Source organism: Bacillus sp. 105MF (assembly GCF_000374885.1).
GTDB lineage: Bacteria > Bacillota > Bacilli > Bacillales > Bacillaceae_G > Bacillus_A > Bacillus_A pseudomycoides.
The window spans coordinates 103,660-130,285 of the sequence record NZ_KB895573.1 but is presented as its reverse complement, the minus strand read 5'-3'; the positions used below and the strand labels follow the sequence as shown (position 1 = coordinate 130,285).

Genomic DNA, 26,626 nt, shown 5'->3' with positions numbered 1-26,626 from the left:
AAAAGGTTTTAGTCACGCAAGTTTACAGCACCACTATTTTTATTTTTTCGAAATAAAATCTTGTCATTTTCCCTATGTCAATTTTATTTGTTGGTTTTTTTGAACATTAAATCAAAAAGAATCATATAAGTGTTTTTGCAAAATCAAAAGGAGCTATCTCATGTGAGAATAACTCCTTTTGAAAGTCATCAAATTATTTTTTGGATTTTGTTAGTTCTTTAGTCCCGCGTGTTCAATAATGCGCTTCATCGCTTGAATTTGCCCCAAATGATTTGCTTCATGCATTAATGTAAGGCCGGCTAATTCTCCAAAGGTTTCCAATCCCATAAATGATTTTTCCAGCGTTTCATTTAACTGTTCAGCAGGAATTTGTTGGAGACGAACTAATTGATCTTTCAACTCTATAATGAGTTTATCTACGGTAGGTACATCTCCCTTCCAATCAGCCGGCTTTGTACCGTTTCCAAATAATTCGATATAATTTGCAGGAAGATGCGTCGTTTTATGTGGAAAGCCGAGCATAAACTGTTCAGTAACCGTTAATACATGGCCGATATGCCATTGGATCGTATTGTTAAAACCGTCTGGCTGTACATTTGTTATTTCCTTCGAAAATGATTCTACGTTTTTAATAAAATAACTTCTTGTCATCGCAAATTGTTTAAATATTAGTTTATTCATACCTTACACCCCTTTCAAATCCCTCTCATTCATTAGCGTATTAAAAATCTGGATAAATTAGAAGTGACATGAGATAAAGATCGATTATATTCTATACGAATCATTCATATCGTGTAAAGCGGAATGACTTTATAAAAGTTACTTTATACTTTGGAATTGTATATAATGTAATTCTTTTTGGAATACCGTTGATTTCAACTTTTTTACTAAATCAATATGAGAAATTATTGTTTATAGATACTTTCTTGCATTCTTTTGGAATTTTAATGATGTTTAACTTGGTTGATTTACTCATTATAGATTGGCTTATATTTTGTTAGATTACCCCGAGATTTGTTGTTATTCCTAGTACAGAAGGAATGAAGGCGTATAAAAATTATAGGATGCATCTAAGAGGAGCTATAATTGATATGCCTTTCCTCATAATAGTTAGTTTATTCATTGCAGGAATTGCCATAAATATTTAGTATGAGGAATATATTATATTTTACTTAGAGGAGATAAGGATGGATATTTTTATTAGAAAACTAGAAATCAAGGATTTGAATAAAATTCCTGAAATTGATGATAGTTTTACGGTTGATTCTAAGTTAGTTCTTTCATTAGAAGCGAAGAATCAACGAATAGAATACACAGTACGGGAAATACCAAGCTATGAGAAAAATTATTCAGAAGATATATATAAAGAGGATCAAGAGAATGATTTAGATTATAGTGAATATGTTAATAATCTAGATAAGATAATTTATTTGGCGTTTATGAATCACCAAATAATTGGAATGATTATATTAAAAAGGAACTGGAACAGTTTTGCCTACGTGGAAGATATAAAAGTGGATAAGCAGTTTAGACAACGTGGAGTTGGTAGGAAATTAATTGAGCAGGCAAAGCATTGGGCGCAAGCTTGTGAAATGCCAGGAATCATGCTGGAGACACAGAGCAATAACGTTAGAGCATGCAAGTTTTATGAGAACTGTGGATTTGTTATAGGAGGCTTTGATTTTCTTGTATATAAAGGCATTCATGAGCAAAATGATGAAGTTGCAATATATTGGTATTTGAGATTTAAAGACAGTCCGATATAACCTATAGTGCTTCACGCGAACAAAGAGTGTCTTTAGAGCTTTTCATGGCACTCTTTGTTCGTTATCATGCTAAAAAAAATTCTAAAGATACAAGGAATAGGTTAGTTCACCGTATGTGAGAATTTCATCATCGGTAAACCCCTGATTAGAATAGAATTTTTGACCCGAATCATTTTCAGGATGCACAGTTAAGCGAATGCGATGGCAAGATGGATGAACGATTTTTAAATGGTTAATTAACGCTTTTATTGCCGCGGCTCCAAATCCTTTTCTTTGATGTCCTTTGTCGATAAAAAAATGAAACAGCCAAAAGTCCTTTTGACAATCTAGTTCGTAATGTAGATTAAAGAAACCAATCATTTTCTCGTTATGATAAATTCCAAAAGGTTCAATCATTCTATCATCCGGCCTAATATACGCTTTAGCAAGTGCAATAGCAACAGGTGGTGTAACTTCAGAAACAAACTTTTGTTGTTCAATATTTACAGAAAGCGTGAGAGCCTCTCGCCAGTTGTCAGAAGTTATTTTTTTCAGAGTTACTTGAGACATAAGTTGAAACCTCCAGTTTAAATAGGGGATATGGGAAGAGCTATTGAACAAGCGTATTTTGCCCAGCAGCAATTTTCCATGTTTCTTTTTCTTTAACCATCACATAAACAGCTAAACTGCCTTGTTCATTTTCTATTATTTTTCCTTCAGAGGTTGTTGGGTATTGTCTAATATGTGCGATAGCTACACCGGAACGTATGAATTTAATGCTTTCAATTGTATAACAAGCGTATGAATTACGAAGAGGTTCTGGTAAAAGAACTTTGTGTGCCTTATGGATTTGCTTCCAACCTGATAGCCGCTTGCCAAGCACATTGACCCAGGTGGCATTTAAGGTGAAGTGGCGATCTAATTCATCCGCATCATGTGTATTAAATGCAATTTCCATTTCGGTGATCGTTTGCCGGATTGCATGTATTTCTTCTTGTTGATGTTCTTTTGAATCATAACCTTTAGACATCTTGATTCCTCCTACGTTAGTTTGATATCTATAGATTACTAAAGTAAAGGTGCTATAACATCCAACAATAGTAGTATTTTTTGAGGAGAGACTTATACGAAGGTATGATGGAAAGATGGTTTTATATACTTATATTTATATTTTTCTCTAAATCGAATTCGTTATCTAATAAGAGGAGTTAACTCAATGAGTCTAGGATATTATAACGTTATGAATAAGGAGGTGAAATATGTTATTTCAAAAAGGGAGTTTATCGATTAGATATGTTATAGAAGATGATGTGAATACCATTTCAAAATGGTTAACAAATCCAGAAGTTTTACAGTATTACGAAGGCAGAGATAATCCGCAATCTCCAGAGCAAGTTCGTACTCATTTTATTCATGACCCAAAGAGTGCTGAGAAAAGATGTTTAGTAGAACATGCTGGAGAACCGATTGGTTATATACAAATTTACCCGATAGATTCAGAATGGAAAGAGCTGTATGGATATAAAGAAGCCCAAAATATATGGGGCATGGATCAGTTTATTGGAGAACCAACATATTGGAATAGAGGAATAGGAACAGAGCTTGTGCAAGTTGCGATTACATATATCACCGATGAGTTAGGGGCAGAAGCAATTGCAATGGATCCAAGAGTAAGTAACGAACGTGCTATTCGGTGTTATGAAAAATGTGGGTTTCAAAAGATAAAAAGGTTAATAAAACATGAACTTCATGAAGGGAACTTAGAAGATTGCTGGATGATGGAGTATAGACGATAAAGGTATGTAGTGATTTTAATTTTATTAAAGTCGCATATTATTAATATATATATATATATATATATATATATAAATCTATATAAATTTATATTAAAAAGGGGAGCGATGTGTGATGAAGAAAGCTTTGGTAGTAATAGATGTTCAAGAAGGTATATATACAGCTCTACCCTTTGGATTTAGTATTTAAAGGGGTGTTATTTATTTTTGATGGGTTTTATAAGGATTATAGCTATTTTTCAAGATTAAAAATTGCTTTCCATTTTGTAGATTAATTACAATTATACTACGCCCTCCGCTATGCTTCGGTTGTGACATAATAAGAGGGCGTTAATTATGAATAATAAAATTTAATTAGGTAGGTGTGAATGGTGGTATATAAAGTGGAAGGTTTTAACTTTTCTGAAAAATACGACTGTTGGGATGGGTCTATAAACGTAAATTGTTCCGTTTCGTTTTTTGAACAAAAAAAAATTGAGATAAAGGGGTATTTAGAGAGTAATCAACCTTTAACAAAAGAATCTTATAATACGCTATGTTATTTAAAGGAACACTTTGATATTGTTTATGAAAATATACTAAAGGGTCTATTTGAATTGCAATGTAAAGATTTAATGAGTCACGAGATATATAATGAAAATGATCATTCCTTTAGTCCCATTACTTTTAATAGTATGGAAGAAATCCATCCTTATATAGGAACTCCTACATTTGAGATTTTACCTGACTATACGAAGGATAACTATGCTTACTTTGCAATTTCATTTGATGAAGGTTGCTTGCTATCTATTGAACATGGTCTCATAGCTTTATTTTTTAAAAATGATATGATTCATATTCAGCCTTCTGATTCATATTGTATGCTTCAGATGCTTATGGATTACGAGGAAGATTGTACAAAGTGGCAAAAAGATTTTTGGTTAGTGTGTTATGAACTAGCTAAGAACAATTTATTAAACGATAGAGAATTGGTTAGAGCCAAGTGGTTGAAAAGTAAATAACCTTCTTAGTTTTTAAACAGAAATCTTAAAAACAAAACTGATGATAGTTTTTAGCGTTATAAAACCTAGCAGCATAGCGTTATGTTGCTAGGTTTTATTTTCTGTTATTGTTGCTTTGAATAAAGTCACGAAACTTCACCTCTTTCAATTAAAGAATTCTACGAAAGCTTCAAACAAACTTTTTATAAAATGGAATGTTTTTTGGTTCAAGTTATTGAAGTTCATGCAATTACTCCTGATATCCGAAATATTGAAGGATTACAAAAAAGATCAATCTTTTTATAAAAGAATAATCCGATTAAATACTATAAGAGCATGTTTTGATTAATCTTTTTTTCAAAACACGCTCTTTTCTTTTGTTCTTCTATTACGGTTAATAGCATTAATTTGATCAAACTTTATTCGAAACCTACAGTTTTAGATTTGGGAGGAAAGAGAAGTGTCATCAGATTTGATTAAAGGGAAATTAGTACATATGTGAGGTCATTTATGAAATGCTGCATTTCGAGAGTTTTTTCTCAATATTCAATTGCAGTTGGCTCTACAGGTAGCTTAGGCTTTCAAGTAATTGTACATATGTCAGTGGATGTAAAAGGGTGGAAGGAAGAATAGTTAGTGTAAAAGAAGGATGTCATTACCGGTGTAATGACATCCTTCTTTTTTATTTTTTCTTATCTTTATCTAAGATGTTTTGTTCTTCAGCAAACTCAGTTCCATACGCGAAGCGGCCATTCATATTAATTCGTTCATTGTTGAGCCGTTCATGCGTATGAGAAAAACGATGCACAAATACTTCAGATAATGTAAAGACAATAGCGGATAGAATGCTACCCCATGCAATCTGCATATAATTGTCCAATAAAATATTACCGAAAATCCACACACTTAAATATGTTAACAAAAAGTCAGCCATAATAGCGGCGGAATTGCCAATACGATTCAAAAGGATTTTATCAACAAACATATAAGAAACGATTGTTACAAACAGGCTAAAGGAAATAACATCAACAATTGTTGCATCAAAAAATAAATCAAGTCCGATAGCAAAAGCAATGATACACGATATAAATTTGATAAGCACAATCGTAAAATTACTCAAATTGCACACCTCCCGTTTTTTATATAGTTTTGGTATAAAACAAGAAGTTCATACATTTCTTATGTATGTACATAGTTGCAAATAAAATTTTTTCATGTTGAACATCTTGTCAAAATATTAAAAAAATAAACGAAAAATGTTATAGTAAAATGAGAGTGTATAACATTTTTAGGTAAGGGGGGATCCAAATGTGGATTACTTCAGAAGTAGAAATTCCAGATGAACTATTTGATAATCTTGAACAAGGAAGGCTTGTATTATTTGTCGGAGCAGGAGTTTCTATGAAAGGGAAATCAAACTTACCAAATTTCGATGATTTAGTTGATGAAATTGCGGAAGCTTTATATGTTGAAAAGCGTGAAAATACAGAACCGCATGATTATTATCTTGGAAAAGTTGCGAAGACGAAAGATGTACATCAAGTTGCACAAGATCTTGTTGATGTGAAAAATTCAAAACCGAATCCATTACACTATGCCATTCCACGGCTTTTTTCAGATGATATTGATGTTCGCATCGTTACTACAAATTTTGATCAGCATTTTACAAGTGTGATTCGGGAAATGAATCGAGATATCAATATATATTACGCACCTGCACTTCCAACAGGTAGAGCATTTAAAGGTTTAGCATATATACACGGCAATGTAGAACAGGAAAAAGAAAATTTAATATTAACGGATGGCGATTTTGGAAGGGCTTACTTAACAGAGGGTTGGGCAAGAAGATTTTTAGTTGATTTATTTTCAAATTATACGGTGTTATTCATCGGATATAGTCATAATGATCCTGTCATGAAATATTTAGCAACAGGTTTACCACCGAGTACAAAACGTTATGCATTTGTTGCGCAAGGAGATAATACATATCACTGGGAGCATTTAGGAGTAAGGCCCATTGTTTATCCAAATAAGGCGAATAATCATCAGGCACTTGTTCAAGCGGTGAAGCGCTGGGCTGAATTAATGGGAGATAACTATATTACAAAAAGAATGCGGATTCGTGATATCGTGACAGTTCCACCATCAGTTGAACAAGAGCAATTATCATATATAAAACAATCAGTAAAAAAAATTGAAACACTCCGGTATTTTATAGAATTTGCTCGCGATTATGGATGGGTAGAATGGTTAGAGGCAGAAGGCAAAATCCAAAATTTATTTTTGCTTTCCACTATTCATAGTGAAGAGGATGAATTGTTGGCCGAGTGGCTCGTCAAACAATTTCTTTTTAGCCACCAAAAAGAATTATTTCAGCTTATTTATAAAAATCACTCAAAAATTTCTCCTTTGTTATGGCGAACGATTTGTACGTATTTAAACGAAACAAAAGAGCCAATTGAACCGCTATTATTTGCAAAATGGACATTGCTCTTACTGGAAACAGCAGAAAAAAATAGTAGCTCTATAGAATTGGTTTCATATTTGTTACATAAATGTTCCTTTCCTGATCATAAAGAAATTTTCGTCTTATTGTTGGCGTTTATTTTGGATGGGAAAATTAAATTAAAGCGTGTCAGAAGATGGAAACACGATATGCAAGATTCAATTGAATTAGAGGAGACAAGCCGTTTACCAGTTCCCGTATTTGCATTTGTACAAAGAATCTGGGATGAAAGAATGAAACCGCATATCGCATATTTTGCTGACCCAATTATGGTTATGGGGTTAGAAAAAATCCAAATGTTATTTTTAAGGCAGACTGTACTGCAGAAAAAGGACGGTGTGACATATAATACAGTCGAATTTTCAGAGCATGATTTACAGCCGAAAGATTTTACATTTTTAATTCGTATTGTAAAAGAATGTCTCGCCTATTTATGTGAACATAATAAGAGAAAGGCAAACTACTATATCGCCCAAATGATAGAAACAGATAGTATAGTACAAAAACGGATTGCAATAGCTGCGATGAGTAAAATTTCATTTGTAACTGACGATGAAAAAATCAAATGGCTACTAGAACAAAAATTACTTTTACATGTTACATATAGGCATGAAGTATTTAAATTTTTAAAGAAGCATTATCCATTTACCTCGGAACAAAGAAAGCAAGAAGTGTTACAAAAGGTTATGAAACACCTTGTTAATGAGAGGGCTTTTGATGCTTGCCTTATTATGGATTTACTTTATACATGTGATCCAAATAGTAATTGTACAGTACAAGCATATAAAAAAATGAAACAAAAATATCCTCATTTTTCCCCAGAACGTTACGGTGAAAAGCGAGTAGAGGATGCTGTACAAAGTATTACATGCAACGTAACAGCCGATGGATTATTGCAGTTGAAAGACCATGAAATGATGAAACAAGTTAGGCTTTTTTCTCATGATGGTATTTTTGAACAGCGTCATTTTTTAGAAATGTTATCAAAAGCATGTAAATTGGATACAGAGTGGAGTATTTCGCTTGCGTATCAATTAGTAGGGGGAAGTAATGTAAGTAATGAAGTATGGTTTGTCTGTATTCGGGCATGGAGAAATAATCGTAAGCTGACAAATCAACAAATACAAAAAATCATTCCACTCCTGCAACAATTTGTAAGAAATACATCTTTTCATTGGTTAATTAGCAGTTTTCTTTATGAAATCAGCAATCGATTAGAAGAATTCCAAGAGAATAGTATACGTGTGGTGAAACGTTTTGCCTTTTCTTTATTTCCTCAAGTAATGAAAGGTGATCCGAATTTTAAGATAGAAGAGCATGATTTTTATAATGAATCTATTCAACATCCTATTGGAAAGATGACGTCAGTATTATTAAAGTTACTAGCATATGACCACTTATACGATCGGAATATTCACGAATACTTGTTTTTATTTGAAGAACAAATGCGAACATTTTCACAGAGTACAAACTTCATGTTTGCACGATTAACAGCAGATATAACATTTTTATATCATATTGAGAAACAATGGTGTAGAAAAAATTTGCTACCTTATCTCGATTTAAAAAAACAAGAAAAATCAATAAAATATGCATGGGCAGGACTTTGCTATACACAAATAAATTTACCGTTATTTACAGAGATAAAGCGACATATTAAATATGCAGTCGAGCATTTATATTTGTTACATCCACATACAAAAGAAGTATTCTTAAAGTGGCTCAGCTTTGTTTTTATTAAATGTGTATTATATTGGGAACAGCGAGCAGATTGGTTATATCCGCTTTTTATACAGGAAACGGAAAATGACAAAATTAAGTTTATGGAACATTTATGTTATTATGTGAAAACATTAAGCGTGAGAGAACAACAAAAATTTTGGGAAGCTTGGTTAGCTGGATTTTTAATTGAACGTCCAAAAATGAGTTCCGTAACTGGTAGGGAATATGTCATGTTTTTACGTTTTGTATTATGTATGGATGAAGTTGCCGAAAAAGGATTACAAACAATTCTTACTCGTTTCTCTCCACCATCAGAACGTTACGATCAAGCGGAAATGAAACAACTATTTTTGTCTATTTTGGAAAAGAAAAATAATATGAAATATCATGTAGAAGCCTATGGTGAGTTGTTTTTTTCGTTATTACAAAACCTTCATGAGGCAAATTCTTTTGAAAATGAAATCATTGAGATTAAACAATTGTTAACAGAGTACCAAGTGGAGAAACATTTGCTAATATCTATTCAAAACGAAATGATTCGTATTGGACTTGTGATGACAAATTTACAAGATTAATAGTGGGTAAAGAGTGGAATTTTAAAAAAATAACTAAAAAGGTGTTGACAGTATTTGAAAAAGCATTCTATAATACGAATCATAACTTATTCAATTTCAAAAACATTTGAATAAACAAAGTGCAATGAAGAGATCACAGTAGTGAGGATCTTACTGTAACAGAGAGCTGATGGTTGGTGTGAATCAGTACAGGGGTAATCATGAATTACAGTCTTGGAGCATCTTTTTCGTAGTAAAGATTTGTTTTCTTTATGAAGGAAAGGCGGTCAAATGATCGTTAACAGTGAAGAGAGGTAGACGAAATAAGTCTACAACTAGGGTGGTACCGCGATAAATATCGTCCCTACTGATTGGATCAGTAGGGACTTTTTGTATTTTTGTGGCCCAACTTGAAAATGGAATATAACATGCGGTGAAAGGAAAAGAAGTAGTAGTTGTTTCCCTGTAACAGAGAGCTGGTGGTTGGTGTGAACCAGTACAAAGACAAGTGCGAATTACAGTCCTGGAGCATCTTTTTCGTAGTAAAGATAATTGTCTTTATGAAGGGAAAGACGGTCAAATGATCGTTAACAGTGAAGAGAGGTAGACGAAATAAGTCTGCAACTAGGGTGGTACCGCGATAAATATCGTCCCTACTGAGTAGATCAGTAGGGATTTTTTGTACACATAAAAGGCGGAATCGATCTCATAATAAGTTTTTGTGGAGTTTCAATTCAGAAAATAGGGAATTTTTATTCTCTTCACATAGTTTTAAACATTAAAAGGAGGATTTTAAAATGGCAAATCATGAGTTAGAACAATTACGTAAACAGGTGGATAAAATCAATTTACAGTTACTAGAGCTTTTAAATGAACGAGGTAAAATTGTTCAGAAGATTGGGGAACAAAAACAAGTGCAAGGTACGAAACGTTTTGACCCAGTTCGTGAGCGTGAAGTACTGGATATGATCGCAGAACATAATGAAGGGCCATTCGAAACTTCAACAGTTCAACACATTTTCAAAACGATTTTCAAAGCGAGCTTAGAATTGCAAGAAGATGACAACCGTAAAGCATTACTTGTTTCACGTAAAAAGAAAAAAGAAAATACAATTGTTGATGTAAAAGGTGAATTATTAGGAAATGGAACACAAACATTCATCATGGGTCCTTGTGCGGTAGAAAGTTTAGAGCAAGTTCGCCAAGTGGGGCAAGCGATGAAAGCACAAGGATTAAAATTAATGCGCGGCGGTGCTTTCAAACCGAGAACGTCACCATACGACTTCCAAGGATTAGGGGTTGAAGGCTTACAAATTTTACGCCAAGTAGCTGATGAATTCGATTTAGCGATTATCAGTGAGATTTTAAATCCAAATGATGTAGAAATGGCTCTTGATTACGTTGATGTCATTCAAGTTGGGGCACGAAACATGCAAAACTTCGATTTATTAAGAGCTGTGGGTAAAGTAAATAAACCTGTATTATTAAAACGTGGTTTAGCAGCGACAATTGATGAATTCATTAATGCAGCTGAATACATCATCGCACAAGGAAATGATCAAATTATACTATGTGAGCGCGGTATCCGCACATACGAAAGAGCAACGCGTAATACGTTAGATATTTCAGCAGTACCAATTTTAAAGAAAGAAACACATTTACCTGTTGTTGTGGACGTAACGCATTCTACAGGACGCAGAGATTTATTATTACCTACTGCAAAAGCAGCGCTAGCAATTGGAGCAGATGCAGTCATGGCAGAAGTACATCCAGACCCAGCAGTTGCATTATCTGATTCTGCACAGCAAATGGATATTCCAGAGTTCCATAAATTCATGGAAGAGTTAAAAGGATTTAAAAATAAATTATCTTAATTTCATATTGAATATGCGTGGAAAGGGAAACAGTAGTGCTTATCTCCCTGTTTATAGAGAGCTGATGGCCGGTGAGAATCAGTACAAAGATAAGCATGAATTACAGCCCTAGAGCATCTTTTTCGTAGTAAAGATCATATCTTTATGAAGGGAAAGACGGTCTCATAGATCGTTAACAATGATAAGAGGTAGACAAAAAAATAGTCTACAATTAGGGTGGTACCGCGATATGAATCGTCCCTACTGAGCGCTCAGTAGGGACTTTTTTGTACAAAAAAATAATAAAGGGGTAAGAGAAATGAGATATATTACAGCCGGAGAATCACATGGTCCGCAGTTAACTGTTATTTTAGAAGGTGTACCTGCAGGATTATCGTTAGAAGCAGAACATATTAATAAGGAATTATTAAGAAGACAAAAAGGGCATGGTCGCGGGAGACGCATGCAAATTGAAACGGATACAGTAGAGATTGTAAGTGGTGTGCGCCACGGAATAACACTTGGTTCACCAATTACATTAATCGTAAAAAATGATGATTTCAAACATTGGACGAAAGTAATGGGGGCTGAACCTATTTCGGAGCAAGAAAGTAAAGAAATGAAACGTACAATTACAAAACCACGTCCAGGACATGCTGATTTAAATGGTGCAATTAAATATGGTCACCGTGATATACGAAATGTTTTGGAACGTTCTTCTGCAAGAGAGACAACTGTAAGAGTAGCTGCTGCTGCAGTTGCAAAACAAATTTTAAAAGAATTAGGTGTGCAAATTGCAGGACATGTTCTTGAGATTGGCGGGATACAAGCAAATCGTGTAGGCCGACTACTAATAGAAGAAATTCAAACAATTACAGAAAATTCACCTGTGCGTTGCCTAGATAAAGAGGTAGAGCAAAAGATGATGGATGCTATCGATACTGCAAAAAGCAGTGGGGATTCAATAGGTGGAATTGTAGAAGTAATTGCGGAAGGGATGCCAATTGGTGTTGGTAGCTACGTACATTATGATCGTAAATTAGATGCAAAACTCGCGGGAGCAATTATGAGTATTAATGCTTTTAAAGGCGCTGAAATTGGGATTGGATTTGAGGCGGCAAGGCAGCCAGGAAGCTTAGTACACGATGAAATCCTATGGGATGAAGAAAAAGGCTATACAAGAAAAACAAATCATGCAGGTGGATTAGAAGGTGGTATGACTACAGGAATGCCAATTGTAGTAAGAGGTGTAATGAAGCCGATTCCTACATTATATAAGCCACTTGCGAGTGTAGATATTGATACGAAAGAAACATTCCAAGCAAGTATTGAACGATCTGATAGTTGTGCAGTAGCAGCTGCAAGTGTTGTTGCAGAAGCTGTGGTTGCATGGGAGCTTGCGGACGCATTAGTTGAACAATTCGGAAAAGACCGCATGGAATTAATCAAGCAAAATATTACGCAGCATAACAAATATGCAAAAGAATTTTAAAAAGGATGGATGCCAGATGAAGGTAAAAGAGCAATTATCATCATTACAGCCATATAAACCAGGTAAATCAGCGCAGCAAATGAAAGAGATATATGGGGATCATTCATTTGTAAAATTAGCATCAAATGAAAATCCATTCGGTTGTTCACCACGTGTTATAGAAGAGTTGCAAAAAGCATGGCATGAACATGCCTTATATCCAGATGGAGGAGCTGTAGAACTTCGCCAAACAATTGCAGAAAAACTACAAGTTCAAAAGGAACAAATTATATGTGGAAGCGGACTTGATGAAGTCATTCAAATTATAAGCCGTGCGATACTTTGTAAGGGAGATAATGTAGTAACAGCAGGAGAAACTTTCCCGCAATATCGTCATCATGCAGTTATTGAAGGGTGCGAAGTGAAAGAAGTAGCTTTAAATAACGGTGTATATGATTTAGACGAAATTTCTTCAGCGGTTGATAACAATACAAAAATCGTTTGGATTTGTAATCCGAACAATCCGACAGGCACATATGTAAATGAGCGAAAATTGACTCAATTCATTGAGGGAATTAGTAAAAATACGTTAATTGTCATTGATGAAGCGTACTATGAATACGTAACAGCAAAAGATTTCCCAGAGACATTACCGCTTTTAGAAAAACATAAAAACATTCTTATACTAAGAACGTTTTCTAAAGCATACGGATTAGCATCATTCCGTGTTGGGTATTCGATTGGACATGAAGAGTTAATCGAGAAATTAAATGTTGTACGTTTGCCGTTTAACGTATCTTCATTGGCACAAAATGCAGCAACGATTGCCTTAAGCGACGAGTCATTTATTGAAAAGATAGTACGTGTTAATACAGAGGGGCTGCAACAATACGAAAGTTTTTGTAAGAGAAATGAAATTCCATTCTATCCGTCGCAAACAAACTTCATCTTCTTGCCGGTAGATGATGCTGGAGAAATTTATGAAGCTTGCGCGCACGCAGGGTTTATTATTCGTCCGTTTCCAAATGGTGTCCGTATTACAATCGGAACAAGGGAACAAAATGAAGGAGTGATTTCAGTGTTAAAACAACACTTTGAAAATAAAAAACATAAGTCTCGAGATGAGGCCAATGTGTAAAAAGGTAGTATTAATTGGAACAGGATTAATAGGAGGCTCTCTCGCATTAGCAATTAAGAAAGAGCACGATGTAACGATAACAGGTTATGATTTATTTAAAGAGCAGGTAGAGCGTGCGAAAGAATTACATGTAGTAGATGAAGTAGCAATAGATTTACAGCGTGCATGTGAAGAGGCAAATTTAATTATTTTTGCCTCTCCAGTTGAAGAAACGAAGAAGTTATTACACAAACTAGCGTCATTTCGTTTACGGGATGATGTAATAGTGACCGATGTTGGAAGTACAAAAGGAACAATTATGAATGAAGCGGAAGCTTTATTTTCAAAGAAAGTTTCTTTTATTGGCGGACATCCGATGGCAGGGTCTCATAAAACTGGTGTTGAAAGTGCAAAGGCGCATTTATTTGAAAATGCATTTTACATTTTAACACCGATGAATCATGTGCCAAATGATCAAGTGGAAGAGCTAAAAGTATGGTTGAAAGGAACAGGATCACATTTTCTCGTCTTAAATACAGAAGAACACGATTATGTAACAGGAATCGTTAGTCATTTTCCGCATCTTATTGCGGCAGGTTTAGTAAAACAAGTCGAGAAACATGCAGGAGATAATCCACTCATTCATCAACTAGCTGCCGGTGGATTTAAAGATATTACACGTATCGCATCTAGCAGTCCGAAAATGTGGAGTGACATTGTAAAGCAAAATCGTGAGCATTTAATGGTATTATTAAAAGAGTGGATCTCTGAAATGGAAGAGTTATATAAGATGGTTTCTATAGGAGATGCAGGCGAAATACAAAACTACTTTGCAGATGCGAAAGAATATCGTGATTCTTTACCAGTTCGTAAAAGTGGAGCGATTCCAGCTTATCATGACTTATATGTTGATGTTTTAGATAAAGTAGGGGCATTAGCTCATATTACGAGTATTTTAGCTCATGAAGAAATTAGTATTACAAATCTGCAAATTATAGAAGCGCGAGAGGGATTACTTGGTGTGCTTCGTATTAGCTTCCAAAGAGAAGAGGATCGCTTAAAAGCAGTGATCGCATTACAAAAAGAAGAATATCAAACATATGAAACAATGTAATAAGGAGAGGATGACACCGTGAAGGAGAAACCGATACAAAATGTAACAAGTGGATTGCGAGGAACAATTAGAATCCCCGGAGATAAATCTATCTCACACCGTGCTGTCATGTTTGGAGCAATCGCGCAGGGAAAAACAACAATTAAAGGTTTTCTGCCCGGTGCAGATTGTTTAAGTACAATTTCTTGTTTTAGAGAAATGGGAGTAGAAATTTCACAAAATGGTGATGAAGTAATTGTAATGGGAAAAGGATTAGAAGGGTTACAAGAACCTAAAAATGTTTTAGATGTTGGTAATTCGGGGACAACGATCCGATTAATGTCTGGAATACTTGCGAACACACCTTTCCATTCCTGCATCCAAGGTGATTCATCAATTGGAAAAAGACCAATGAAACGTGTAACGAATCCGCTTGGACTTATGAGAGCGAAAATTGATGGTAGAGAAGAAGGGACGTTTACTCCGCTTACAATACGAGGTGGAAGTTTAAAAGCAATCGACTATACTTCACCTGTAGCAAGCGCACAAGTGAAGTCGGCTATTTTACTTGCGGGACTGACTGCAAAAGGTGTAACAACTGTTACAGAACCTCATATTTCAAGAGACCATACAGAAAGAATGCTTGAGGCGTTTGGCGTTACGGTAACTCGTGAAGATAAAACTGTGAAAATTGCTGGTGGACAAAAATTAATAGGGACTGATATACAGGTACCTGGTGATGTTTCTTCAGCGGCATTTTTCTTAGTTGCGGGAGCGGTTGTTCCAAATAGTAAACTTGTATTACAAAATGTTGGAATGAATCCGACTCGTACAGGAATTATAGATGTTCTTACTAAAATGGGTGCTAAGTTAGAAATACAGCCTATTAATAAGGATGCGTCAGAGCCAGCTGCGAATATTACGATTGAAACATCTTCACTTCAAGGGATTGAAATTGGAGGGGATATTATCCCAAGACTTATCGATGAAATCCCAATCATTGCGCTTGCAGCAACGCAAGCAGAAGGAATTACAGTTATCAAGGATGCACATGAGCTGAAAGTAAAAGAAACAAATCGTATCGATACAGTTGTAGCTGAACTAACGAAACTAGGAGCTCGTATTGAAGCAACAGATGACGGAATGATTATTTACGGTAAATCAACTTTAAAAGGCAATACAGTACATAGTTACGGTGATCATCGCATTGGAATGATGCTTGCAATCGCCGGCTGTATAGCTGAAGGAAAAACAACGATTCAAGATGCAGAAGCAGTAGGTGTATCGTATCCTACATTCTTTCAGGAATTGAGCAAACTACAAACCGAATTGGAAAAAGCATAAAGTTTCACTTTATATGGTATACAGGGGACATGATAAAAGTGATTAGCTTAGTAAGCAAAGCTTTTTGTTTTATGGCAAATCTTTATTTGGAAGATAGTGTGTGTTATATCGAGATATAATAATTATAGAAAGGTCGATGTATATTTCATCGACCTTTCTAATTTTTTAGATAGGATTTTATATGTATGAGTACGAATGTAATAAAGGGAATAGGAGGAGAAAGTCATGAAAGTAATTGAATTAGCAGAGCGACAATATAGAGAAGCGATTGCTTTATCTGAATATGCATTTCAATATAAGGTACCGGAAGATCAAATTGAAAGGCGTCTTACATTAATGAAAAAGCACCATCAACTGTTTGGGATTTTGGAAGGAAATCAACTTGCAGCAAAATTGCACCTTCTTCCATTCGAAATAAATATTGGTGATGAAATGTTTAAAATGGGTGGAATTGCAGGAGTAGCGACATACCCAGAGTATAGACGGAGTGGGCATGTAAAAGAATTACTGAAGTATGTGCTGCGAAAAATGAAACAAGATGGATTTAGTGTATCAATGTTACATCCATTTGCAGTTTCATTCTATAGAAAGTATGGATGGGAACTATTTGCCAATCGTTTCATATGTTCCATGACGAAGAGTGATTTAGTGATGCAAAAGCATGTGAAAGGGAATGTGAGACGTTTTAATAAAGATTCACATCCAAAAGAAATAGAAGCAGTATATGAGCAATTTGCGAAGCGATTCGCTGGTATGCTAGTTCGAAGTACGGATTGGTGGACACAAGCAGTTTACCATGATTTGACGGCAGCGGTCTATTACAATGAAAAAGATGAAGCTACTGGTTATATGCTGTACAAAATAAATGATTCAAAAATGACAGTGGAAGAATTTGTACCGCTAAATAATGAAGCTCGAAATGGACTTTGGAATTTTATTTGCCAACATGATTCGATGATAAAAGAGCTTAAGATGATACTAAGTGAAACAGAGCCATTACGTTATACTTTACAAGAGCCTCGAGTTAAGGCTGAAATTACTCCTTATTTTATGGCTCGGATTGTAGACGTGGAGCAGTTTTTAAATCAATATCCATTTGTTTGGAGTAATCAACAAAATAATGTCATTTTACATATTTCAGACTCATTTGCCGCGTGGAATAATGTGACGGTTCAATTACAGAATAAAGAAATAGTGATTGTTAATAAAGAAGAAACCGAAAAACAAAATAGTAGCGGAATCCATTTAAATATAAATGCGTTATCAACAATGTTATTTGGATATAAGCGTCCATTAGAGTTATACGAAATGGACCATATTTTAGGGAGTGAGGAAGAAGTAAAAACACTTGAACAGTTGATTCCATTACATAGACCATTTATTTATGATTTCTTTTAAAATTTCAAATAAAAAGCACGATTTGAAAAGTGCTTTTTATTTTGTTGAAATAGAAAGATGATTAGATATACCTTTAGATGCCTAAGTATGTTATAGTAAGTGAAGTATGTATATAAAAGTATCGAAATTGGAGGAAACACATGATTACAGTTAGTAACGTAGGATTGCGCTTTGCAGACAGAAAATTATTTGATGATGTTAACATAAAATTCACACCAGGTAACTGCTACGGTTTAATCGGAGCAAACGGTGCTGGTAAATCAACATTTCTAAAGATTTTATCTGGAGAAATTGATCCATCAACAGGCGATGTAAACATCACGCCAGGTGAGCGTTTAGCAGTATTAAAACAGAACCACTTCGAATACGAAGAGTTTCCTGTATTAGAAACAGTAATTATGGGCCACACACGTCTTTACAAAGTAATGCAAGAAAAAAATGCAATTTACATGAAAGAAGATTTCAGTGATGAAGACGGTATGCGTGCTGCAGAACTGGAAGGTGAGTTTGCTGAGCTAAACGGTTGGGAAGCTGAATCTGAAGCGGCAATCCTTTTAAAAGGCCTAGGCATTGGAGAAGACGTTCATGACAAAAAATTGTCAGAGTTAACAGGGGCAGAGAAAGTAAAAGTATTACTTGCTCAAGCATTATTCGGTCAACCTGACATTCTATTATTAGATGAGCCTACCAACCACTTAGACTTAAAAGCGATTCAATGGTTAGAGAACTTCTTAATGAACTTTGAAAATACAGTTATCGTTGTATCCCATGATCGTCACTTCTTAAATAAAGTATGTACGCACATGGCGGATCTTGATTTCGGTAAAATTCAATTGTATGTTGGTAACTATGACTTCTGGTATGAATCAAGCCAATTAGCATTAAAACTAACACAAGATGCAAATAAGAAAAAAGAAGAGAAAGTAAAAGAGTTACAAAACTTCATTGCACGCTTTAGTTCAAACGCATCTAAAGCGAAGCAAGCGACTTCTCGTAAAAAATTATTAGATAAAATTACATTAGATGATATTAAACCATCATCACGCCGTTATCCATTCGTTGGCTTCACACCAGAGCGTGAAGTAGGAAATGACTTATTAACTGTAGAAGGTCTTTCAAAAACAATTGATGGAGAAAAAGTGTTAGATAATGTGTACTTCACATTAAATAAAGGTGATAAAGTTGCATTTATCGGACGCAATGATATTGCAATGACAACATTATTTAAAATTCTTATGGGTGAAATGGAGCCAGATAGCGGTTCATTTAAGTGGGGCGTTACAACATCTCAAGCTTACTTCCCAAGAGATAACTCTAAGTACTTCGAGAACAGTGAATATAACTTAGTTGAATGGTTACGTCAGTTCTCTCCACAAGATGAAACAGAAAGTTTCTTACGTGGTTTCTTAGGTCGTATGCTATTCTCTGGTGAAGAAGTAAAGAAAAATGTTTCTGTATTGTCAGGTGGAGAAAAAGTTCGTTGTATGCTTTCTAAAATGATGTTAAGCGGAGCAAACGTATTAACACTTGATGATCCAACGAACCATTTAGACCTTGAGTCTATCACAGCATTAAACAACGGTTTAATCGCATTTAAAGGAACATTACTATTTACATCTCATGACCATCAGTTCGTACAAACAATTGCAAATCGTATTATCGAAGTGACGCCAAACGGTGTAATCGATAAAGAAGCGACATACGATGAGTTCTTAGAAAATGTAGAACTTCAAAAGCAAGTAGATGCAATGTATCAAGGGAAATAATCTGTAAAAACAAAACCCTCGCACTTAGAATAGAGCGAGGGTTTTGTTTTTTTACTATATGTACATCAATTAAAAAACCGACATAAAATCCCTTTTTTTAGGTGGGGGAGAGCTTCTGGCCATGCATAGAAGCGGTCAGGGCCTTTTTCTGCCACGTGCGAAGTAAAAACAGAAAGAGCAAAAGCAAACGAGTGTAAGTTACTTTTTATTCTGCATAGCAGGGATTTAGATATCGAAAAATTAAAATGGATTTACATATAATGAAAAATTACATGTCTTTCCAAACGGAACCGGCCTGTTCAGATTAAATATATTCTTTTCGTATCACAAGGCTAATGTTAAATGAACAGGAGAAATAATGGAATTAAATGTTGTTTATAGAAGTTAATAATAAAAAATATGTATATAAATTATAATTTTTATACATATAAAGGATGCAGTAAGAAGAAGTTTTCTCAGAATGAATAAATTAGCAGCAATAAATCCAATTGGTAATTTTGGAAATAAGAATGTTTGCGGAGTAGCGTATAAAAGTTTATAGTAGGTATGTCTTGTTACACGGATAGTCTTTTAGGATTAGCAGTGAAAAATGTTACAAATGTATTTGATTAAATATATATCTAGGTCAATATATTTAATAAGAAATAGTTGAATAAATACAACCTTAAACTTATAATTACTAATATTCTTCATAAGGTTAAAGAAAAGTGAGGGCTGTTTGGGGAAAGTAAATTCAAAACAGAGATAGACTTATAAAAAATAAACCTTGGATGATTAAAAGAGGTGGAGAGATGAAACAATTATTATTAAAGAGCAAGCGTGTGTTAAGTAATCATTTTGGGTTCTTTATTTTTGCAGTTGTTTTATTCTGGTTAAAAACATATGCAGCATATGTTACAGAATTCGACTTAGGAATATCGAACACAATCCAAAAATTCTTGCTATTTTTTAACCCGCTAAGCTCAGCTGTCCTATTTTTAGGACTTGCATTATTTGCAAAAGGGAAACGATCTTATATTTGGTTAATTATTATTAATTTGTTACTGTCAATTATCTTATACTCAAACGTAGTATATTATCGCTTTTTCAGCGATTTTATTACGTTCCCGACATTAACACAAACGAATAACTTTGGAGATTTAGGTGGTAGTATTTTAGCGTTATTACATCTATATGATCCATTATATTTCTTAGACACAATTATCTTGCTTGTGTTGGTAATAACAAAATTTGCTAATCCAAAACCAATTCGTGTTGCAAAATATAAATTGTCACTTGTATTTATTATGGGGATTTTGATTTTTAGCATCAACTTAGGTTTAGCAGAATCTGATCGTCCTGAATTACTAACAAGAACGTTTGACCGCAACTACATTGTGAAATACTTAGGTGCGTACAACTATACAATTTATGATGGCATCCAAAGTATGAAAGCATCGACAGAACGTGCTTTAGCGGATGGAGATAGCATGACCGGTGTAAGAAACTATATTACATCGAACTATGCAAGCCCTAACCCAGAGTATTTTGGTAAGGGGAAAGGTATGAACGTTATCTATATTCATTTAGAGTCGTTCCAAAACTTTTTAATTAATTACAAGTTGAACGGACAAGAAGTTACACCATTCTTAAATTCATTTACACAAGATGCAAATACACTGTATTTTGATAACTTCTTCCATCAAACAGGACAAGGTAAAACATCTGATGCGGAGTTTATGTTAGAGAACTCACTATTCGGTTTACCACAAGGGTCTGTATTTACAAACAAAGCTCATAATACGTATCAAGCAGCACCAGCTATTTTAGGACAGCAGGGCTATACATCTGCGGTGTTCCATGGTAACTATAAAACATTCTGGAATCGTGATGATATTTATAAATCATTTGGATTTAATAAATTCTTTGATGCATCATATTATGATATGAATGAAAAAGATGTTGTAAACTATGGCCTGAAAGATAAACCATTCTTTAATGAGTCTATTCCAATGTTACAAACATTAAAACAACCGTTCTATGCGAAGTTTATTACGTTATCAAATCACTTCCCTTATCCAATTAATAAGGATGAAGCGACAATTGAACCAGCAAAAACTGGTGATTCATCTGTAGATACGTATTTCCAAACAGCCCGTTATTTAGATGAATCTGTAAAAAGCTTTATGGATTACTTGAAGCAATCTGGTTTATATGACAATTCGATCATTGTGATGTATGGAGACCATTATGGTATTTCAGATAATCATAATGCAGCGATGTCACAAATCATGGGTAAAGAAATTAATTCATTTGAAAATGCACAATTACAACGTGTACCTTTAATCATTCATGTTCCAGGAATGAAGGGCGGAGTTCAACACCAATATGGCGGAGAAATCGATGTTCTTCCAACGCTGTTACATTTACTAGGTACCGATACAAAGAATTATATCCAATTTGGTACAGATTTATTATCAACAGAGCATCAACAAGTTGTTCCGTTCCGTAATGGTAACTATGTAAGTCCGGCCGTTACTGCGCTTAATGGAAAGTATTATGACACAACCACTGGAAAACCAGTAGAAGCAACGGATGAAATCAAACAAAATGAAAAAATGGTTCAACAGAAACTTAAATTTTCTGATGAAGTTGTAAACGGAGATTTATTACGATTCTACACACCAGAAGGATTTACACCAGTAGATCGTTCGAAATATAACTATAATCATCGTGATAAAAATAAGACGAAAGTAAAAACTACGCAAGAAGGTTAAACGTAATAAAATAAATCAACGTTAGTCTCCTTATAAGGATAAATATCCTTGTGAGGAGGCTTTTCTATTTTGGAGACATTTGATAATTTCACATACCAAATTGATAGAGTATAATAAATGTATGAAAAGAGTACAATTATTGCACACTACAGAAACGATAATTTGGACTTAATTTAATGGGAGATACAAGATACTATATTAGTAGAAAGTGATTGAAACAATCTAATTTTGCAAAGTTAGTATCTATACTTGTAAAATTAATAACTTCTATTTTCTAAACAAATAAAAATAAAAAAAGACTTGATTTTCCTATAAAGAAAATCAAGTCTTTTTTTATTACATACGTTTATCATGCCAGAAGTTTAATGGGAAATGTTCATCTTCTTGATAACTTTCCAGTTCATAACCTTTTTCTTTTAGACCTTTAATGATCCCAGGCACAGCTTTTACTGATTGTGGGTGAATATCATGCATTAACACGACCTCGATTGGATTTGTAGCACCAGCAAGAACATTTTGTACAATTTGCGCCGAGGCAGCATCTACTGGCATTTTATTATATCTCCAGTCTAAAGAGTCAATTGTCCAATCCCAAACCTTAAAACCACCTTCAGCAACTTTATTGCGGAGCGCTTCATTCAATCCTGGCATTGAGCCATATGGTGGACGTGTTAAGATAGGGGATTTTCCGATAATCCCAGCAATTAAACTTTGATCTTCTTTCATTTCATCCACATAATGTCCTTCAGTATATAGCTTTTTGTAGTTATGTGTCATACTGTGCATACCAACATAATGTCCTTCGGCTAATTCTTGTTTCACAAGATCTGGAAATGCTTTAACGTTTGCTCCAATTAGGAAAAATGTAGCTTTCGCATCTTCTTTTTTCAACATTTCTAATAGCTCAGCAGTGTACTTTCCAGGACCATCGTCAAATGTTAAGTAAGCAACTTTTCTAACTTGCCCGTTATATTGTTTTGGAGCTTCTTTCGGAGCTAGAGCAGTTTGAATTTCACTTACAAGTTGAACAGATTTTGTTTCATCTCCCGTACTTGCCCGAGCAATATGAGTTGGACCGTACATTGCTTCGTATAAAAATAATACCCCGACGCAAATTAACAATGCCCTTTTTACTAAGGTTGTCATTCGAATTCCATTGTGCATAGTTTTCCTTCTCTCTATAATAGTTCTACTCTACTATATTAGCAATTTTAGGTAGGTAAATGCAAAAAAAGATTTTTACAAGTACAAAAAAGTTTGTAAAAAAGTATGTAAGATTTTGTTGTTCTTACTGTGATAATTATTCTTGCTTAGCAGGTTTTTGAAAATGAAAAGAGAAATGGATAAAAAACAGTAATGCGTTGGTTAAAAAAATCTAAATTCTATAATTGTACATATGCGTTTTTAAAATGAAAAAGGTGTGATAAAAGTGAAAAAAATAGCTTGTTTACATGCCCATCATTCAAATATTGAATATATAGAAAGAGCATTTGAAGTATTGGAGGTAGAATTAATTCATTTTGTGGATCCCATCTTGTCGAGGAGGATAGAAAGTGATAAGGGGTTTGGAAGAGCTCAAGCTCAAAATAAGTTGAAAAATCAGCTGAAATGGATAGCAGAAAGTAATATAGATGCAGTTTTAAGAGAAGTGAATGTCAGTTCCATAGTTAATCAGTTTTAATTTTTTTGCTACTGCTTGTGAAGCGAAATTATCCCAAGAAGTGCTATAAAGAGGAATACGACCTTCCTCTTGTACGGCTTTCGCCCAAGCTGCTACAACATTAGTGTCCTTTCCCTTGGAAGGACACTAATGTTTCTACACTTGCTTCAGCGGCTATAGTTGTACTTCTTGCACTACAGCATATAGAAGCAATCATTTCGTTTTCAAGAATTACAAAACAAGGTTGTCGCCATTTTAACTGATGTAATAAATTTGGAAAGCTGTATTGAAGAAGTTCTTTATTTGTCTCCGTAATCTTTATTGTTCGGATAGGATTATCTAGATTATTTGGAAATACAAAAGCAGGCCCTATCCAGATTTTATGTATCGGCTGTTCTCCGCTTAGTATGTGCATAATTTTTGCTAAATCTATGTGATTAGGATGATTGGTAAATAATTCTTCAATCTCATTTATTAGAACGTTGGGTAGATTAAAGCGATATCGTCTAATCGTACCATCTTTTGTATGACCAAGAAAAAAACGAGGTGCAACTGTTCTTTCAGGTTCGTTAATACTTGTTATTTTTCCAAATTGATTATGAGAAAATAAAACTTCAGTCTGAATAGACATTAATTCAAAATTCGAAAGCAATGTATCATTCACCCCCTTATTCATTGCATATGTGTAATATTATATAACATAAAAATCAAAATTCCTTCTTTAGTTAGGTAAGATATTTCATTGCATCTTTTTTTAGGTTTATTTAATTTCACATACCGTATTTAAAAATAAAAACTAGGAAAATAATAAATAATGTCGAATATATCGTAAGTGCGTATTTAAGGCAAGGAGAAATAACATAAAAACGAGGTGCCCAAATGATATTAGAAGAAGTCATGCATCAGCTTGAGGAATGTGGAACAGAACAAAATCGTAAAACATATAGGAACCATGGGGCAAAAGAGCCACTATTTGGTGTTAGTTTTGCAAACTTAAAACAATTAAAGAAGAAAATCAAAAAAGATCATGAATTAGCCATGTCATTATGGGAAACAAAAAATATGGATGCAATGACATTAGCTACAATGATTGTTGATCCAAAAAAATTCACGTCAGAGCAGTTGGATGAATGGGTACAAGAGGTTGATTATTATTGTTTGATGGATGTACTCATGTCTGCTGTAAGTTCGTCTCCAATTGCAATAGAGAAATTGAAAAAGTGGACAGCATCTCAAGATGAATGGATTGGTAGAGCGGGTTGGTCTTTACTCGCTCATGTTGCTATAAAGGATAAATCGTGAGAAGACGAATTTTTCCTACCATTTTTAAAAGAAATTAAGGCTCATATACATACTGAAAAAAATCGAAAAAAAGAAGCAATGAATAGTGCACTTATTGCGATTGGAATTCGAAATGATGAGCTTGAGCAAAAAGCAATCACAATTGCACGTGAAATTGGAAAGGTTGATGTTGATCATGGTGCCACTTCATGTAAAACACCTGAAGCAGAGGCATATATTATAAAAGCACGGGATAGAGAAAGAAATAAAAAAAGAAAATGAAAGAAGGAGAACAGCATGAAAGCAATTGACGCTGCACGAAAAATTATTGAATCACAATTTCCACATTGCGACGTCGCTTTATTAGGAGGAAGTATTGCAAGGGGAGAAGCAACCAAAACATCTGACCTTGATATTGTAATATTGGATGATAGTCTATCTCATTGTTATCGTGAATCTTTTTTTAGCAATGGTTGGCCAGTTGAAGTTTTTGTACATAATTTTAAAACATATAAAGAATTTTTTAAAAGTGATTGTGAGCGAGGACGACCTTCTTTACCTCAACTTGTTGCGGAGGGAATTGTTTTACAAGGAGAAAAGAAAATCGTGACGAACTTGAAGCAGGAAGCACAACAACTATTAGATAAAGGTCCTGAAAAGTGGACAGAAGAACTTATCAGACAGAAGCGTTACTTTATTACGGATGCACTAGACGATTTTATTGGTGCGACAAAGAGGGAAGAAGAATTGTTTATTGCTAATCTTTTGGCTGATTTAGTTCATGAATTTGTACTTCGAGTAAACGGACAATGGGTTGGAAATTCTAAATGGTTTATTAGGATGTTAAGAAAATATGATGAATTATTTGCAGAGCAATTTGTTGAAGCTTTTGATCATTTTTATATAACTGGAGAGAAGAAGAAACTTATTGCTTTTGTAGAGAACACTTTAGAAAACTATGGAGGCAGGTTGTTTGAAGGTTTTTCTATAGGGAAATAAAAGGGAGATGGAAAAATGAATGTACCAATTGTTCAATTAAGAGAACTTTCACTAGAAGATATAGAAGATCGATATCAATGGTCATTAGATAAAGAAGTAACAAAACATTTAGTTGTACCTGATCAATATCCACCGTTTACACGTGATGAGACAAAAAGATGGATTGAGATGTGTATGAATCGAGAAAATGGGTATGAACAACGAGCTATTGTTACTAGAGATGGTGTGCATATCGGCTGGGTCGATTTAAAAAACTTTGATACAACGAATAAAAATGCTGAATTAGGAATTGCAATTGGTAACAAAGAATATTGGGGGCGAAGATATGGTATTGCGGCGCTATACAGCATGTTACAAATTGGATTTTATGAATTTGGTCTAGAGAAAGTGTGGCTACGTGTTGATGCGGATAACATAAATGCGATAAAAAGTTATGAAAAGGCTGGGTTTGTTTGTGAAGGAATCATGCGAAATGATAGATTACGAGAAGGTGCATTTATTAATCGGTATCGTTTTAGTATGTTGAAAGAAGAATATGAAATTATTAATAAAAAAGTTTTGAACATATAATATTATTATGTAAACAAA

21 protein-coding genes, 3 pseudogenes and 3 other annotated features are annotated in these 26,626 nt (G+C 34.3%); of the genes and pseudogenes, 18 read left to right on the top strand and 6 right to left on the bottom strand.

Going from position 1 to position 26,626, the window contains the following annotated elements; genetic code table 11:
* Nucleotides 1–210: 210 nt before the first annotated feature.
* The gene (locus tag C564_RS0114000; protein WP_006095154.1) at nucleotides 211–681 is read right to left on the bottom strand and encodes a DinB family protein; all 471 of its coding nucleotides are present in this window, start codon (nucleotides 679–681) and stop codon (nucleotides 211–213) included.
* A gap of 134 nt (nucleotides 682–815) precedes the next feature.
* Here C564_RS0114000 and C564_RS36180 point away from each other — a divergent pair.
* Nucleotides 816–1,148 (top strand): annotated as a pseudogene (locus tag C564_RS36180) (nitroreductase); the annotation flags it as partial.
* 39 nt (nucleotides 1,149–1,187) lie between these two features.
* Nucleotides 1,188–1,766 (top strand): GNAT family N-acetyltransferase, encoded by a 579-nt coding sequence (locus tag C564_RS0113990; RefSeq protein ID WP_003198412.1) that lies wholly within the window; start codon nucleotides 1,188–1,190, stop codon nucleotides 1,764–1,766.
* Between the two features lie 81 nt (nucleotides 1,767–1,847).
* Here C564_RS0113990 and C564_RS0113985 read toward each other — a convergent pair whose 3' ends face one another.
* Together C564_RS0113985 and C564_RS0113980 are read right to left on the bottom strand one after the other, a co-directional pair.
* On the bottom strand, nucleotides 1,848–2,315 hold the full coding sequence (locus tag C564_RS0113985) for a GNAT family N-acetyltransferase (protein ID WP_018765748.1): 468 nt from the start codon (nucleotides 2,313–2,315) through the stop codon (nucleotides 1,848–1,850).
* 40 nt (nucleotides 2,316–2,355) lie between these two features.
* On the bottom strand, nucleotides 2,356–2,775 hold the full coding sequence (locus C564_RS0113980) for an SgcJ/EcaC family oxidoreductase (RefSeq protein ID WP_018765747.1): 420 nt from the start codon (nucleotides 2,773–2,775) through the stop codon (nucleotides 2,356–2,358).
* Between the two features lie 229 nt (nucleotides 2,776–3,004).
* Between C564_RS0113980 and C564_RS0113975 the strand changes: the two genes are divergently transcribed.
* The 3 genes from C564_RS0113975 (at nucleotide 3,005) to C564_RS0113965 (ending at nucleotide 5,151) form a co-directional block, all read left to right on the top strand.
* A complete protein-coding gene (locus C564_RS0113975; RefSeq protein ID WP_018765746.1) occupies nucleotides 3,005–3,541 on the top strand; it encodes a GNAT family N-acetyltransferase in 537 nt (178 codons plus the stop codon).
* A 380-nt stretch (nucleotides 3,542–3,921) separates the two neighbouring features.
* The gene (locus C564_RS0113970) at nucleotides 3,922–4,539 is read left to right on the top strand and encodes a DUF6985 domain-containing protein (RefSeq protein WP_231382321.1); all 618 of its coding nucleotides are present in this window, start codon (nucleotides 3,922–3,924) and stop codon (nucleotides 4,537–4,539) included.
* Between the two features lie 489 nt (nucleotides 4,540–5,028).
* Entirely contained in the window at nucleotides 5,029–5,151 is a 123-nt protein-coding gene (locus tag C564_RS0113965; protein ID WP_003198421.1) for a hypothetical protein, read from the top strand.
* A 49-nt stretch (nucleotides 5,152–5,200) separates the two neighbouring features.
* Here the strand turns inward: C564_RS0113965 and C564_RS0113960 are convergent, their stop codons facing one another.
* A complete protein-coding gene (locus tag C564_RS0113960) occupies nucleotides 5,201–5,638 on the bottom strand; it encodes a YndM family protein (RefSeq protein WP_018765744.1) in 438 nt (145 codons plus the stop codon).
* 188 nt (nucleotides 5,639–5,826) lie between these two features.
* On the opposite strand from C564_RS0113960, the gene C564_RS0113955 reads away from it, so the two are divergent.
* The 9 genes from C564_RS0113955 (at nucleotide 5,827) to C564_RS0113915 (ending at nucleotide 22,098) form a co-directional block, all read left to right on the top strand.
* A complete protein-coding gene (locus tag C564_RS0113955) occupies nucleotides 5,827–9,321 on the top strand; it encodes a DUF4020 domain-containing protein (RefSeq protein ID WP_018765743.1) in 3,495 nt (1,164 codons plus the stop codon).
* 115 nt (nucleotides 9,322–9,436) lie between these two features.
* Nucleotides 9,437–9,669: a binding site (T-box leader), on the top strand.
* Nucleotides 9,670–9,724: 55 nt separating this feature from the next.
* Nucleotides 9,725–9,958: a binding site (T-box leader), on the top strand.
* A 139-nt stretch (nucleotides 9,959–10,097) separates the two neighbouring features.
* Nucleotides 10,098–11,174, top strand: a complete 1,077-nt coding sequence (locus tag C564_RS0113950) for a bifunctional 3-deoxy-7-phosphoheptulonate synthase/chorismate mutase (protein ID WP_003198427.1) — start codon at nucleotides 10,098–10,100, stop codon at nucleotides 11,172–11,174.
* A 9-nt stretch (nucleotides 11,175–11,183) separates the two neighbouring features.
* Nucleotides 11,184–11,419, top strand: a binding site (T-box leader).
* A 53-nt stretch (nucleotides 11,420–11,472) separates the two neighbouring features.
* Nucleotides 11,473–12,645 (top strand): chorismate synthase, encoded by a 1,173-nt coding sequence (gene aroC / locus C564_RS0113945; protein WP_018765742.1) that lies wholly within the window; start codon nucleotides 11,473–11,475, stop codon nucleotides 12,643–12,645.
* A gap of 16 nt (nucleotides 12,646–12,661) precedes the next feature.
* On the top strand, nucleotides 12,662–13,762 hold the full coding sequence (gene hisC, locus C564_RS0113940) for a histidinol-phosphate transaminase (protein ID WP_018765741.1): 1,101 nt from the start codon (nucleotides 12,662–12,664) through the stop codon (nucleotides 13,760–13,762).
* Nucleotides 13,755–14,855, top strand: coding sequence for a prephenate dehydrogenase (gene tyrA, locus C564_RS0113935; RefSeq protein WP_018765740.1), 1,101 nt, complete (start codon nucleotides 13,755–13,757; stop codon nucleotides 14,853–14,855). Before hisC ends, tyrA begins: the two co-directional genes overlap by 8 nt.
* Nucleotides 14,856–14,873: 18 nt before the next feature.
* Nucleotides 14,874–16,178, top strand: a complete 1,305-nt coding sequence (gene aroA, locus C564_RS0113930; protein WP_018765739.1) for a 3-phosphoshikimate 1-carboxyvinyltransferase — start codon at nucleotides 14,874–14,876, stop codon at nucleotides 16,176–16,178.
* A gap of 225 nt (nucleotides 16,179–16,403) precedes the next feature.
* A complete protein-coding gene (locus C564_RS0113925) occupies nucleotides 16,404–17,576 on the top strand; it encodes a GNAT family N-acetyltransferase (protein WP_018765738.1) in 1,173 nt (390 codons plus the stop codon).
* A 140-nt stretch (nucleotides 17,577–17,716) separates the two neighbouring features.
* Nucleotides 17,717–19,342, top strand: coding sequence for an ABC-F family ATP-binding cassette domain-containing protein (locus tag C564_RS0113920; protein ID WP_003198439.1), 1,626 nt, complete (start codon nucleotides 17,717–17,719; stop codon nucleotides 19,340–19,342).
* Nucleotides 19,343–20,133: 791 nt separating this feature from the next.
* Nucleotides 20,134–22,098 carry an LTA synthase family protein gene (locus tag C564_RS0113915; RefSeq protein ID WP_018765737.1) on the top strand — a complete coding sequence of 655 codons (1,965 nt, stop codon included), beginning with the start codon at nucleotides 20,134–20,136 and terminating at the stop codon, nucleotides 22,096–22,098.
* 336 nt (nucleotides 22,099–22,434) lie between these two features.
* On the opposite strand, the gene C564_RS0113910 is transcribed toward C564_RS0113915, so the two are convergent.
* A complete protein-coding gene (locus C564_RS0113910) occupies nucleotides 22,435–23,262 on the bottom strand; it encodes a peptidoglycan-N-acetylglucosamine deacetylase (protein ID WP_018765736.1) in 828 nt (275 codons plus the stop codon).
* A gap of 265 nt (nucleotides 23,263–23,527) precedes the next feature.
* Between C564_RS0113910 and C564_RS0113905 the strand changes: the two genes are divergently transcribed.
* Nucleotides 23,528–23,779 carry a hypothetical protein gene (locus C564_RS0113905; RefSeq protein ID WP_018765735.1) on the top strand — a complete coding sequence of 84 codons (252 nt, stop codon included), beginning with the start codon at nucleotides 23,528–23,530 and terminating at the stop codon, nucleotides 23,777–23,779.
* On the opposite strand, the pseudogene C564_RS33490 reads toward C564_RS0113905, so the two are convergent.
* A pseudogene (locus C564_RS33490) lies at nucleotides 23,738–24,434 on the bottom strand (GNAT family N-acetyltransferase). The gene C564_RS0113905 and the pseudogene C564_RS33490 sit on opposite strands and share 42 nt — an antisense overlap.
* Nucleotides 24,435–24,637: 203 nt before the next feature.
* On the opposite strand from C564_RS33490, the pseudogene C564_RS33485 reads away from it, so the two are divergent.
* The 3 genes and pseudogenes from C564_RS33485 (at nucleotide 24,638) to C564_RS0113885 (ending at nucleotide 26,608) form a co-directional block, all read left to right on the top strand.
* A pseudogene (locus tag C564_RS33485) lies at nucleotides 24,638–25,321 on the top strand (DNA alkylation repair protein).
* A gap of 15 nt (nucleotides 25,322–25,336) precedes the next feature.
* A complete protein-coding gene (locus tag C564_RS0113890) occupies nucleotides 25,337–26,038 on the top strand; it encodes a nucleotidyltransferase domain-containing protein (protein WP_018765731.1) in 702 nt (233 codons plus the stop codon).
* Nucleotides 26,039–26,053: 15 nt separating this feature from the next.
* Entirely contained in the window at nucleotides 26,054–26,608 is a 555-nt protein-coding gene (locus C564_RS0113885) for a GNAT family N-acetyltransferase (RefSeq protein WP_018765730.1), read from the top strand.
* Nucleotides 26,609–26,626 lie beyond the last annotated feature (18 nt).